Here is a 12,797-nt window from a genome sequence, read left to right on the forward strand (position 1 = left end):
GCTAAGCCCTCCAGCGCCGATGGTACTGCACTCGACAGGGTGTGGGAGAGTAGGACACCGCCGAACACAACATCCCAGAATGCCCCTGACCACTCCTGGTCAGGGGCATTTTGCATTCGAAACCACTATCCACACAACAGTATTCACCGCTCGCGCTGCTGAACGCGCAGGCATCGACACCTGCACCCCCAGTCCCATCATCGCCATACGGACCGCCCGTCCAGCCACACCCGGTCGCACACGCGAGCGCACTCGCCGGACGCGAGCAGAACAGCGACACCAGACTGCACGCACCCGACAAACGCGCGCGCATTCGCATAGCACCAGAGGTGCCGGCACCACGTCGCCTCCGGCAGTGCCGGACGTTCACTCGCAACACCCACCCCCCATCGCATACGCGAGCGCATCGCGCAGACAAAGGGGATCGGTGATCCCCAACCGTGTCGCCCGCTGCGGCGCGCCACCCCACCCCGTTCGCACACGCGAGCGCGTTCGCCACACACGAGCAGAACAGCGACACCAGACTGCGCGTACCTGACAAACGCGCGCGCGTTTGCGTATACCTGGAAGGTCTACCGACGGATCGAATCGGAGTAGTCGGGCCACACTCCACCACTCGTTCGAGTGCGCCCCTGGAACGCCCAGCTGCACAACAATTCTCGAGCGCCGAATTTAATCAGTGGAGTTCGATGCCTCGGCAGTGCATGATCGTCGTACGGGTACATCGCATCGATCGTGGAGGTGGACAATGGCAGCAAATTTCGAGCTCGCAGGCCGGGGCGTCGTCTACACGCGATCCGCGGCTATTGCCGATCACGCTCTCTGAGTAGAGCTTTCGCGCATCGAGGCCGATGAGCCTCGACAACGACGCGTCGACTATTTTGCGCGGCACGGCTGTGCTCCGTGTGAGGCGTCCATTCTTTCTGTAGGAGAACAGATGTACTACGAACATGTCTCGAGTGAACATCGACAACGGGTTGCCCGGGGTGTCGAGAACTACGAACGGCGTCGGGTAGCAGCCGAGCGGGCTGCGGAAAGTGTTGCGGCACAAGAACGAATCGAACCCGTTCAGGAATCGGTCGGGAAAACCACTGGGAACGACGAGGGAACACCCGGAAACGGTAACAGTTCTGAATCCGGTACCGGGTCCGGATTCGTCTCGGCAAATCGCTGACCGGTCAACGTTTGACCAGATGTGCATATCGATCGCCGGCTGCGTCGATGAAGTCGCGCACGAACCAGCACGCAGGGACCACTTCGAGGCCCTGTGTGCTGGTGTCGTCGAGAGCGTATTCGGTGAGCGCGGCGGCCAGCCCTCGGCCGCGGAACCGAGGCACTGTCACGGTGTGGTGGAAGGTTCGGACGCCGTTCGACTCGAAGTACTCGGAGTACCCGGCCGGCTCGGAGTCGACGTGAATCTCGAATCGGTGGGCGGCGGTGTCATGGGTGATCGTCACCGGCATTGCGGTACCTCCTGGCAGTGTTCGATGTCTCCACGGTAACCGGCAGCCGAACGGCGATCTTTCGGTAGTTACTCGAGCACGCATCGACGCAGTAGGCTGAGGGAAACCGAGTCGTGCGAGCGCCACCCGTCGCAACACCTCTCTTCATAAGTACGGGGCGCTCGAGGCTTAAGGCGGCAAACCGTGGAAGACACATCCGACCGGGGAATCAAGGCTTTCATCAGAACCGTCGCGCAGCGCGGTGGACGCGCGGAGCGTCTGACCACCTCGCGTCGTAATCCCGTTCAGGTCTGGTCGATGGACGGTAAGTCCTCGTGCATCGTGCGGGTGCGATCGAAGGTGACGGGCGACTGGAAAGCCCGCAGACAGGACGAGTCGCTCGAGAGCGACGACACGGGGTCGTCGTACTGGGTGTTCGTGGACCTGGCAACCGAGGAACCGCGGTTCTACATGGTGTCCTCCGAGGAGATGGCGTCGGATATTCGTGGAGAAGTGGATCTGTGGGTACAGGATTCGCCGCTGCGGACGCGAACCGGGCATCACGCCATTGCAGTCGACAGGGTGGCTCACGGCAGTGAGCGCTGGGAACTGCTGGGACTGAGCGCCACCCTGGACACGTCCGTCGACGTCGGACCCGAGCAGACGTGGGTTCGCACGCCCAGGGTCAAAGCAACGCGGAAGTCCAAGGTCGTCGTCGAAGAAGAAGTGATCGACAACCGGGTACGGGTGGTGGCCGATTGCGAGGGATACCGGCTCAGCGGGCGATTCGACCCGCAGACTCAGCGCCTGGAAATCACGGCCGGGCCGATGGAGGGTCGACGCTTCGACAACCCGTCCGTCGCCGCCAGTGCCGTCGCCACGCACATCAGCGGAGATGTCGAGGAGCGGGACGGCTGGCAGTTCTGGCAGTTGGACACTCCCGATCGCGCCCCTCTCGGTTCCTTTCAGTAAGAACTAGCAGGTGAACGCGGTGATTTTGTGAGCTTTCACCAACTTCGCGCAACGTGCGGAAACCGTCGAAGTGTCTGATTAACCTGGCGCTTGTACGACGAGCTCCCTGTTTCAATCGCTGGGTCGAATCGATGCTCGAGAGTTCGTCTGTGCATCGGGTTTCGGGTCTCAGCGAGCTCGACGGTCGACAGTGCGAGGGGTGCTGTCGACCGTGGGGAGAGGTATTCACCATGGAGCAGTCATACCGAGCGGCATCCGCTCATTCGTCCCGCTTCCTTTTTCTCATCGCACAGTTCGTCGACCGGAGAATTCCGGCGGAATTCTTCTCGACGCAGTTTCGAGAACTTCAGAACACGCGGGTGACGTACCTCGATGCAGAGGTGTCGTCGGTGATCGGGATGCTGTCGGTCGACGTCGGGGCGTATCTGGGAGACGTCGACCTTCGCGGCGTGGACTACATCGATGCGGAACAGCTGTGGCGTGCAGCCGGCCACGCGTTTCGTGACCTCATGACATTGCAGTCCGAGCAGTTCGAGCGCGAGGCCGGCTGATCGGCCGCCGCAGCCCGTCAGCGAAATCGATCACGGTGTCGCAGAAGGTCTTCCAGCCGGAAGCGTCGGTGGGTGCCACGCATTTCGATCGGTAGGTCTCCGGCGTCGGCCAAGCGCCGAACGTAGGTGTCGGAGACACCGAGTACCTCTGCCGCTTGCGAGGTCGTCAGCAGTTCTTCGACGGTTCCGATGGCCACAGCCCTGGCGGTGGCCAGCTGGGTGAGCAGTTCGAGCACCGCAGCGCGCGCGGAGTCGTCCAGGTCCACCGACACTCCGCCGAGACGGACATCGACGTCCGTGTCCGTGTTCTCGTGCAGTGCCGTCGTGATTCGTGCGGCGGAGCGCGAACTCAGCGCGCGGGTGACGAATCGGAAGTCCATCCGACCAGGATAGGAGCGTCCGGTTCGCCTAGGCTCGGGACACCCACCATCCGAGGAGTGTTTCAGTGCCGCAGTTGTTGCACCTGGATTCGTCTGCCGACCTGTCCCGTTCGATCAGCCGTCGGGTGACAGCCCACTTCTCGGACGCGTGGCACACCATCGGAACCGATCATTCGGTGATTCGCCGTGATCTGCACGTCAATGCATTGCCACATCTGCCGACCTCGGCACTGCATTGGGCACCGCACCTGCGGACTGCCGACGAGACCGTGGACGCGGCAGCCGAGGCTCTTCAAGTCGAGCTGATCGAGGAACTGATCTCCGCGGACGTCGTACTGATCGGTGCGCCGATGTACAACTGGTCGATCCCGTCGACGCTGAAGGCGTGGATCGACTACGTGCACGTTCCCGGCATCACGGTGCCGTTCGACGGCGACACAGCACCACTCGTCGGCAAGCCTGCGGTTGTGGTCACCAGTCGGGGGAACGAGTACACCCCGGGCTCGGAGGCAGCGTCGATCGACCACACCACGGGGCAGCTGCGGCAGGTTCTCGGTGCCGCACTGGGCATGGACGTGCATTTCGTCCCGATCGACCTGACCCTTGCCGAGCGGGTTGCCGGTCTGGCACCGAAGATTCCGCAGGCTCGGGCCAGCCTCGACGCGGCATTCTCGGCCGTCGACGAGCTCGCGCGGCGTCTGGGCACGATCTCGCCCGTGTGAGAGCCGAGTAGCCTGTCAGGGTGCAACCGAACGGCCCTGGTAGCGGCATCGAACGTGGACCGGGACGCCACCGGTTGGCGCGTCCGTCCGGCGACCACGCTGTTGCGCTGCGGATCGGCCGAGTGCTCGTTGCGACGGCGGCGGTGGCGTCCGTTGCAGTCAGTGGCGTCGGATTCGCGGTGTACCGGGAGGCAACCACCGGACTGACCACCTCCGATGCGCTCGACGGTATCGCGAACAACGATCCGGATGTCAACGGTGCCGACACCAACATTCTGCTGATCGGGCTCGACAGTCGTAAGGACATGGACGGCAACGATCTGCCGGCCGCGTTCGTCACCGACACCCTGCATGCCGGTGACAGCGACGTCGGGGGATACAACACCAATACGCTTCTGCTGGTGCATCTTCCGGCCGGCGGTGGACGAGCGACAGCGCTGTCGATACCGCGCGACGACTACGTCGACGTTCCCGGGTACGGCAAGCGCAAGATCAAGGAGGCCTACGGGCTCGCCAAGGCCGATGCCGACACCCAATTGCTCGACGAGGGTGTCACCGACGCGGCCGAGCGTGAGCGTCGAGCACGCGAGGCGGGGCGCCGCTCCACGCTGACGGCCGTTCGCGATCTCCTCGATGTGCCCATCGACCATTTCGCCGAAGTCAATCTTCTGGGCTTCTACGACGTGGCGACGGCAGTCGGCCCGATCCAGGTCTGCCTGAACAACCCGGTGCACGATACGTACTCGGGTGCGGACTTCCCTGCGGGTGCGCAGGAATTGAGCGCGACTCAGGCGTTGTCCTTCGTGCGTCAACGGCACGGACTCGACAACGGTGACCTCGACAGAACCAAGCGGCAGCAGGCGTTCGTGGCCGGGGTGATGGCCAAGCTCAGCGCATCCGGCGTGCTGGCGAACATCAGCGAATTGCGTGCGCTGATCGCGGGAACCAAGAACGACATCGTCATCGACGCAGGCCTCGACCCGATCGGCCTTGCCGGGGGAGCCGGTGCCGTCATGAAGGGTGATATCGACTTCTACACGCTGCCGATCACGGGCTACGACACCGTTGACGGTCAGGACGTCAATCTCGTCGACGTCGACGCCATCAGAGCCGAGGCAGCGCGATTGATCGGTCCCGCGCAGCCGGCACCCGCAGCCCTCGATCCGACGTCGGATCCGGCACCACCACCGCTCGAGGTAGCCATACCCGAGCCGTCCCAGGATCTACCGGCCGCCCCGGATCAGGGTGTGCACAGCAACGGCGGCATCCCCTGCGTCGACTGATCCCTGCATCGACTCGGTCAATGGTTCGGCGTGCTCGACAGAACATCCATCAACTGCTTCTCGACGGCGGCGAACTGTGGCGTCGTCACGATCTCGAGCTCCCGGGGTCGAGGCAGCGGTACGTCGACCTGCCGTCGAACGTGGGCGGGTCGTGGCGAGAGGACCACCACCCGATCGGACAGGTAGACCGCCTCGCGGATGTCGTGGGTGATCATCAGCACCGTCCACCTGAACTCCGACCAGACCTGCTGCAGCCAGGCCTGCATGTCACTACGGGTCAACGAGTCCAATGCCCCGAAGGGCTCGTCCAACAGCAACACCGACCGTCCCTGCACCACGGTGCGCAGCAGTGCTGCTCGTTGCCGCATGCCCCCGGACAGTTCGGACGGGCGAGCGGACTCGTACCCGTCGAGACCGAACACCGGGAACAACTCGCGTGCCCGCGCTCGTGCCTCCTTCTTGGCGACGCCTTGTACTTCGAGGCCGAGCGAGGTGTTGTCGAGCACCGATCGCCACGGGAACAACAGGTCCTTCTGCGGCATGTACGCGCACGGCGGAACTCGGACCGAGCCCGAATCGGGTGTATCGAGGCCGGCGAGCATGTTGAACACCGTGCTCTTGCCCGACCCGCTCGGACCGATGATCGACACGAATTCACCGGGCCGGACTCCGAACGACACGTCGTCGAGTACCGGTTTTCCGCCGAACGATTTTCTCAGGGCCGAGATGTCGATGCTGTGCTCGACGTCAGACATTGTGGGCTCGAGTTCAGACATTGTGGCCCGCCGACCCCTGACGTGCCCACGGGGCGACGACGCGTTCGACCACGAACGTCGAGACGAACAGGAGCACGCTGATCACCGCGGTGACGGCAACGGCTGCAAGTACCAGGTCGGTACGGAACGAATTCTTCTGCTGACTCATGTAGATACCGAGTCCTGCGGTGGCTCCGGCGTATTCGGCAAAGATTGCGCCGACGACGGCGTAGGTGATGCCGATGCGAAGCGAGGTGAAGAACCGAGGAAGTGCCGACGGCAGCCGTACGTACCGGAACTGCTGCCAGCGGCCGGCCCCCATGGTGGCCAGGAGGGCTCGCGCGTCGCGATCTGCGGCGGCGAACCCTTCGATGAGCCCGATGGCCATGGGAAAGAACGTTGCCAGTGCGATCACGAGAATCTTCGGCAACAGTCCGAACCCGAACCAGATGATGAGCAGCGGTGCGATGGCGATGATCGGCAGTGTCTGCGAGACGACGAACAAGGGTACGAACGCACGGCGCAGCCACGGCGAGAAGTCCACGGCGATGGCGAGCAGCCAGGCCAGCACGAGAGAGACCGCGAACCCGACGAGTGTCACCTGCAGTGTCGCTGCGGCATTCTCGGCAATCGCCTCGCGTTGGGCCCAGCCCTGCGTGAGAACGCGGCCGGGGGAGGGCAGTACCTGTGGCCTGATGCCGCTGACCTCGACATAGATCTGCCACACCGCGATCGACAGGACGACGACGGTCACCGCGGGCCATGCCCACCGCAACGAAGCTCGGACACCGCTGAGCGAGAACGTATCTCGCTCGGCGGTCACCGGCTCATCGATCGCCGAGGTAGTCATCGGTGAAATAGGTGGACCAGTCCGGTTCGGCGCTCAGCGGTGCACCGTTCTGATCGGTGAGTACCCCGCTGTCGTAGAGAAACTTCGAGTACGCGGTCCACGTGTCGATACTCTGTCGTCCGACCTCGCCCGCGGAATCCTTCATGTACTTCTCTGCGAGCATCTTCTGACTCTCGAACACCAACGATTCGTCGGTGAACGTACCGGGATTGGCGTCGATCAGATCCTGAGCCGCCTTGTCCGGATCGTCCGCTGCGAGTTGGTAGCCACGCTGCAGCGCCTGCACGAACTTCTTCGCCTCGTCCGGATGCGCAGCCAGCCACGGCTCGTTCCCGCTGATGGTGATGGCGTAGGCGTCGGGGAACCCGTAATCGGTGTAGTCGAAGTACTTCATCGGCGTTCCGCTGTGCTCTGCCTCGATGCCCTCCCATGCGAGGTAGGACACGGTGAAGTCCGCAGTGCCGGAGTACACCGCCTCGTAGGCAGATGTGCCGAGTACGACGGTCTCGTATTCGCCTGTGCCACCGTCGTTCTCGATGACCTGCCGGAGTCCGGCCTGCTCGCCGGATTCACCGAAACCGGCGTAGACCTTGCCGTCGAGTGCGCGTGGGCTCGCGATGTCGTCGCGATCCGCACGCACTCCGATGCCGGTGGCCCAGTGCTGCAGTGGTGCGAGGACGGACACGGTCCGGGCGCCGGCGGATCTCGCGAAGACCGTCGAACTCTGGGTGCTGATACCGAATTCGGCGTTGCCTGCATCGACGAGCGTGTCCGCGGCGGTGTTGTTGTACGGCAGTACTTCCACATCGAGCCCGGCGTCGGCGAAGTAACCCTCCTGAAGGGCGACGTAGAGGCCGGTGTGATTGGTGTTGGGAGTCCAGTCGAGGGCGAAACGGATGGTGTCGGAATCCGTCGACTGCGAGCAGCCGGCCATCACCGTGGTCGCGAGGACTGTCGCCACCATCACCGTGAGCAATCGAGACGTTCTCATGCGTGCACCGCGCTCTCGGTCGATGGCCACGGAGTGGGGTGTAATGCGCTGTCCCAGAACATCAATTCGTACCTCGACGCAACGACGAAGGCGTCGATCATCTGCTCACGCTGCAGTTCCGTCGCAGAGTCGGCCGCGTCGTCGACGAAGCCCTTGGCGGCATCGACGATGGCATGGAATTCGGGTGCGTCGTAGTTGGCCACCCACTGTGCGTAGGGATGACCGGGATCGCGTGCGAGCACGGCTTTCGCCGCTCCGGCGAGCGAGCGGCCGACGTCGGCGTAGATCCAGAAGCACGGCAGAACAGCTGCCGCCGCAACGGGATACGGCTCGGTCGCGGCGACGGCCGTCAGGTAGGAGGTGTAGCCGAGGCATGCCGGTGAAGGCGTCGGCGTCTCGGTGGAGGGCGGAAGAACGTCTCCGGTGAGCATGGCCTCGTGCGAGGCGGCCTCGTCCATCGCGCTCGCTGCAGCGCCGGCCCAGAAGGCTCCGGCCACCGGTGTCGGCGCGTGCGCTGCCAGCAGGGACAGCGACTTCACGTAGCCACCGAGATACAGCGAATCCTGTTCCAGATATCGACGGAACGCGTCGAGGGGAAGGGTTCCCGCACCGAGTCGGCGGAGGAATTCTAGATCGTCGATCGCGCGTCTGATGTGCGCGGATGCGTCCCAGAGTCGATCGGTGAAGCGGACCGGGTCCGCAGATACAACAGGCGTCATCGCCTTGACATCCCTTCGTCAGTATTACCTGCATCAGGTTCGGCGGGTTTGATCTCAGCATCCGCATCGGCGGACACACCCCGTGTCAGAACGTCAGTGACAGTAACACCGGTCACGATCTGCCGGTGTTACTGCCCCTTCACCTCGGTCTGGGTCTAGCCCAGCATGTCCTCGAGCTCCATGCCCTTGGTCTCACGGATGTTGGACTTGACGAAGAGGAACGACAGCGCAGCGAAGAGCGCGAAGCCGGCGTAGATGACCCACAATCCGACGGACGACGTCAGTGGTGGGAAGGCAAGCGTGACAGCGAAGTTGGCGATCCAGTTCGCAGCCGTACCGATACCGAGAGCCATGGCACGCATCCGGTTGGGGAACATCTCGCCGAGCATGACCCACATGATCGGCCCCCAGGTCGATGCGAAGAAGATGACGAAAAGATTCGCCCCGACCAACGCGATCGCACCCCACGGCGACGGCAGACTGACCTCGTCGCCGCTGCCGGTCGCCTGCGAGAAGGCGACGGATGCCATGACGAGTCCCACGAACATTCCGATGGACCCCGCCATCAGCAGCTTGCGCCTGCCGATGCGATCGACGAACAGAATCGCCACGAACGTCATGGCCACGTTGATGACCGCGGTGATGACCGAGGTGGTGAAAGACTGGTCCTCGGTGAACCCGACCGACCGCCACAGCGTCGTCGAGTAGTAGAAGATCGCATTGATGCCGACGAGCTGTTGCAGGACGGCCATCGTGATGCCCACCCAGACGATCGGCTGCAGACCGAACTTGGGGCCACGGATGTCGGCGAACGACGATCGGGCCTCCTTGCGCAGCGTCAGCCTGATCTCGTGCACTCGCTCGTCGGGATGCAGCTCGCCGGTGATGTTCGCCAGAACCGCGGCGGCTTCCTCGTCCAGATGCTGACCCACAAGGTAGCGGGGTGACTCCGGGATCAGGGTGGCCAGGATTCCGTAGACCAGAGCGGGGACCACACCGACGAGGAACATCCAGCGCCACGCCTCAACACCGAACCACAGGTCGTTGGAGGCTCCGTCGGCCGCACCCGCGAGAAGGGCGTCGGACAGCAGGGCAGCGAAGATACCGATGGTGATCGCCAATTGCTGCAGCGAGGCCAGCGCGCCACGCCATTTGGCGGGCGCGATTTCGGCGATGTAGGCCGGTGCGATGACCGACGCGATACCGATGCCGAGACCGCCGAGCACACGCCAGAGCATGAGATCGGGAACGCTGAACGCGAGCCCGGAGCCGACCGAGGAAATGACGAACAGGGCCGAGCCGAGCAGCATCACCTTCTTGCGGCCCCAGCGATCGGCGAGGCTACCGGCGAACCAGGCACCGATCGCGCAGCCGATCAGGGCGATCGCAACCACGAAGCCGGTGGTGAACGAGCCGAGAGAGAAGTGGTCTTCGATCGAATCGACAGCTCCGTTGATGACCGAACTGTCGAAGCCGAACAGGAAGCCGCCTACAGCGGCGGCGACGCTGACGCCGATGACCTTCGCTGTGTGACGGTCCGAGGTCTGATTCATGTGTGATGCACCTTCTGGCCGCGCGCGGGCGCCGGCCGCTGGGGAGACCGTACGGCAGGGATTGTCGTACCGTCCTGGGACATTACGCCTGGTCTTTCGCCGCGCGAACGACGCCGTCAGCGAAGGTCGAAATCGTCGTCCGAGACGGTGAAACCGTGGCCGACCTGATCGGTGCAGGTGACTCCGGTCTGCTCGTCGACGCTGCATCGAAGCCCGTTGGTGGATCCGCTACCCGCGACGGTGAGTTCTTCGCCGTACGGGAGTGCCGCCGCGGGTCCGTCGAATCGGTGGAACTTGGGATCGCCCAGGCTCTCGAACTTCGCGGGGGAGCCGGCGATGATCTGCACGGAATTGGGTTTCACCCGGTCGGAGGATGCACTGTCGGTCACCTCGGGGGCCGAGTCGGGCAGCGAGCCGTGGCAACCGGCGATCGACGTCTCTTGTACGGCTATACCGCACTCGAACTTGCCGCTGGGGCTCGTGAAGTAGTACCAGCCCGGAGCCTTGCCCGCGTACTGTGTCGGGTTCGCTTGCTGCGCAACGGCACTCGGCGTGGTCTTCGTGGTGCTGGACGGTGTGGTGCTGGACGGTGTCGTGGAGGACGGTGTGGAAGGCACACTGCTCGACGGCAGGCCACGGTCGGTGGTCGGAACCGCGGTGATCGGCTGGGGGCGGTCGGTGATGACCGTCGCCATGGGTCCGTCACCTCCGCCGCCCGAACCGCAGGCAGACAACAGGCACACTCCGACGACCGCCGCCAGGGCGGATCCAATTCTCTTCATGACTCGTTCCTCGGTTCGATGGGAGCGCTGCCGGGGGTTTCGAGGAGGCCGGCGTCGGGGATGGAGTTGGTACGTTGAGCAACGACCCGAAGGGAGGTGCGATGGACGACACCACGTCCGACTCCACCGTGCGTGTGAGCACGCCGTACGGCGACGTTCTCGGCTACCCGGTTGCGGCCGACGCATCGCCGACAGTCGCCTGGAGGGGTATTCCGTACGCGACGCCGCCGGTGGGTGAGTTGCGGTTTCGAGCACCGCGTCCCATGCAGCCGTGGAACGGCGTGCTCGACGGTCTGCACTTCGGTGCGATGGCACCGCAGGGCCGCGACAGCCCGGTCCCGATCGATCCGTCGTTGTCGATCTCCGAGGATTGCCTGTCGCTCAACGTGTGGGCACCACGGCCGGACGGCGAACTGCGTCCGGTGCTGGTGTGGATCCACGGCGGCGCGTATTCGCTCGGTTCGTCCGCGCAACAGGTGTACGACGGGCGACATCTGAGCGAGAACGGCGACGTGGTCGTGGTCTCGATCAACTTTCGTCTCGGCGCATTCGGCTTTCTCGATCTGTCGTCCTTCTCCACCGACGAACACGTCTTCGAGACCAATCTCGGCTTGCGCGACCAGATTGCGGCGCTGCACTGGGTCCGGGAGTGCATCTCCGCCTTCGGTGGGGACCCCGACGAGATCACCGTCTTCGGCGAGTCCTCCGGGGGCGCGTCGGTCACCACTCTGATGACCTCGCCCAAGGCCGAGGGGCTCTTCCATCGAGCGATCGTGCAAAGTGCCCCGGCCACGTCCGTGTACGGTCCCGAACGCGGCGCTGCGGTGGCCGCCCGGTTCCTCGAGCTCGTGGGGGTCGACCGCGAGGACGTCGGCGAGTTGCTCGAGATGCACTTCAGCAGACTGGTCACCGCGGGGGACACCCTCTGCTACGAGATTCCGACCACAGTGCCTGGGACGCTGGGGCTTTCGCCCGTCGTCGACGGAGACATCGTGCCCCGCTATCCGGTCGCGGCCTTCCAGAAAGGTCTGTCGCACAGAATTCCGTTGATCATCGGCACCAACCACGACGAGCCCTCGATCTTCCGGTTCATGAAGTCCCCGTTGATGCCGATCACGTCCGACACCGTCTCGGAGATGTTCAAGGCCATCGCGCACGATCACGCGGACATGCCCGCCTCGCGCATCGCGGAGATCATGGCCGCCTACCCGGACAGGAACAAACCCGCTGGGGCGCAGGCGATCTCGCGTGATGCAGGCTTCGTCATGCCGAGTCTGTGGATCGCCGACGGGCACAGTAGACATTCGCCGACCTGGATGTACCGTTTCGATCACGCGACGCCGATGCTCAAGGCCGCGCGAGTAGGGGCCGGCCACGCGACCGAACTGCCGTACGTGTTCGGCAATTTCGGAACTCTCAACCGAGATCCCACCTTCTGGCTGGGGGGTCGCAAACCGGCGATGGCGGTGTCGGCCCGGATGCAGCGGCGGTGGCTGGCCTTCGCGCGGTACGGAGTACCGGCCGCGCTGGACGCGTCCAAGCACTGGGCCCCGTACACCGAGAAGAATCGATGGACTCTGGTGATCGATACGTCCGACACGCTCGTCGACGATCCCGACGGAGACATGCGCGCTGCCTGGGGCGACCGGGTGGTGGGATTCAGCTGACCCGTCGCCGGCCCGCCGCCGGGTCGTTCCGCAGGCTTCACTCCTGCTCGGGACGTCACAGGCATGCATCGAACGTAACAGCAAGAACACCGGCCGCTGGAGTCACAGCGGTAACAATTGAATGTCAGGC

At 64.1% G+C, this 12,797-nt stretch carries 13 protein-coding genes and 1 riboswitch; of the genes, 5 read left to right on the top strand and 8 right to left on the bottom strand.

The genetic code is table 11. The features are described from left to right. Window positions 1-1,178: 1,178 nt before the first annotated feature. Window positions 1,179-1,457: a GNAT family N-acetyltransferase gene (locus tag JLZ96_RS24460; protein ID WP_374758069.1), complete on the bottom strand. Its 279-nt coding sequence runs from the start codon at window positions 1,455-1,457 to the stop codon at window positions 1,179-1,181. Window positions 1,458-1,646: 189 nt separating this feature from the next. On the opposite strand from JLZ96_RS24460, the gene JLZ96_RS24465 reads away from it, so the two are divergent. Together JLZ96_RS24465 and JLZ96_RS24470 are read left to right on the top strand one after the other, a co-directional pair. Then, window positions 1,647-2,414 carry a hypothetical protein gene (locus JLZ96_RS24465; protein ID WP_032368807.1) on the top strand — a complete coding sequence of 256 codons (768 nt, stop codon included), beginning with the start codon at window positions 1,647-1,649 and terminating at the stop codon, window positions 2,412-2,414. 230 nt (window positions 2,415-2,644) lie between these two features. Then, window positions 2,645-2,965, top strand: a complete 321-nt coding sequence (locus JLZ96_RS24470) for a colicin immunity domain-containing protein (RefSeq protein ID WP_027497963.1) — start codon at window positions 2,645-2,647, stop codon at window positions 2,963-2,965. A 17-nt stretch (window positions 2,966-2,982) separates the two neighbouring features. Here JLZ96_RS24470 and JLZ96_RS24475 read toward each other — a convergent pair whose 3' ends face one another. Beyond that, window positions 2,983-3,345 carry a helix-turn-helix domain-containing protein gene (locus JLZ96_RS24475; RefSeq protein ID WP_032365543.1) on the bottom strand — a complete coding sequence of 121 codons (363 nt, stop codon included), beginning with the start codon at window positions 3,343-3,345 and terminating at the stop codon, window positions 2,983-2,985. Window positions 3,346-3,410: 65 nt separating this feature from the next. On the opposite strand from JLZ96_RS24475, the gene JLZ96_RS24480 reads away from it, so the two are divergent. Continuing rightward, the gene (locus JLZ96_RS24480) at window positions 3,411-4,067 is read left to right on the top strand and encodes an FMN-dependent NADH-azoreductase (protein ID WP_027497962.1); all 657 of its coding nucleotides are present in this window, start codon (window positions 3,411-3,413) and stop codon (window positions 4,065-4,067) included. A gap of 20 nt (window positions 4,068-4,087) precedes the next feature. Continuing rightward, entirely contained in the window at window positions 4,088-5,350 is a 1,263-nt protein-coding gene (locus JLZ96_RS24485; protein ID WP_201011531.1) for an LCP family protein, read from the top strand. A 17-nt stretch (window positions 5,351-5,367) separates the two neighbouring features. On the opposite strand, the gene JLZ96_RS24490 is transcribed toward JLZ96_RS24485, so the two are convergent. From JLZ96_RS24490 to JLZ96_RS24515, 6 genes are all read right to left on the bottom strand, one after another. Then, window positions 5,368-6,105 carry an ABC transporter ATP-binding protein gene (locus JLZ96_RS24490; RefSeq protein WP_032374005.1) on the bottom strand — a complete coding sequence of 246 codons (738 nt, stop codon included), beginning with the start codon at window positions 6,103-6,105 and terminating at the stop codon, window positions 5,368-5,370. A 13-nt stretch (window positions 6,106-6,118) separates the two neighbouring features. After that, a complete protein-coding gene (locus JLZ96_RS24495) occupies window positions 6,119-6,955 on the bottom strand; it encodes an ABC transporter permease (protein ID WP_027497959.1) in 837 nt (278 codons plus the stop codon). Then, entirely contained in the window at window positions 6,933-7,919 is a 987-nt protein-coding gene (locus tag JLZ96_RS24500; protein WP_052066997.1) for an ABC transporter substrate-binding protein, read from the bottom strand. The genes JLZ96_RS24495 and JLZ96_RS24500 overlap by 23 nt, the downstream gene beginning before the upstream one ends. Window positions 7,920-7,942: 23 nt before the next feature. After that, window positions 7,943-8,665, bottom strand: a complete 723-nt coding sequence (locus JLZ96_RS24505; RefSeq protein ID WP_032389981.1) for a TenA family protein — start codon at window positions 8,663-8,665, stop codon at window positions 7,943-7,945. Then, a riboswitch (TPP riboswitch) is annotated at window positions 8,659-8,758 on the bottom strand. It overlaps the preceding gene by 7 nt. 62 nt (window positions 8,759-8,820) lie before the next feature. Beyond that, window positions 8,821-10,218, bottom strand: coding sequence for a sugar porter family MFS transporter (locus tag JLZ96_RS24510; protein ID WP_027497956.1), 1,398 nt, complete (start codon window positions 10,216-10,218; stop codon window positions 8,821-8,823). Window positions 10,219-10,334: 116 nt separating this feature from the next. Next, window positions 10,335-11,000 (bottom strand): hypothetical protein, encoded by a 666-nt coding sequence (locus tag JLZ96_RS24515; RefSeq protein ID WP_201011532.1) that lies wholly within the window; start codon window positions 10,998-11,000, stop codon window positions 10,335-10,337. Between the two features lie 101 nt (window positions 11,001-11,101). On the opposite strand from JLZ96_RS24515, the gene JLZ96_RS24520 reads away from it, so the two are divergent. Continuing rightward, window positions 11,102-12,667: a carboxylesterase/lipase family protein gene (locus tag JLZ96_RS24520; protein ID WP_045840963.1), complete on the top strand. Its 1,566-nt coding sequence runs from the start codon at window positions 11,102-11,104 to the stop codon at window positions 12,665-12,667. Window positions 12,668-12,797 lie beyond the last annotated feature (130 nt).

The sequence above is a fragment of the Rhodococcus sp. NKCM2511 genome (assembly GCF_014905595.1).
GTDB lineage: Bacteria > Actinomycetota > Actinomycetes > Mycobacteriales > Mycobacteriaceae > Rhodococcoides > Rhodococcoides fascians.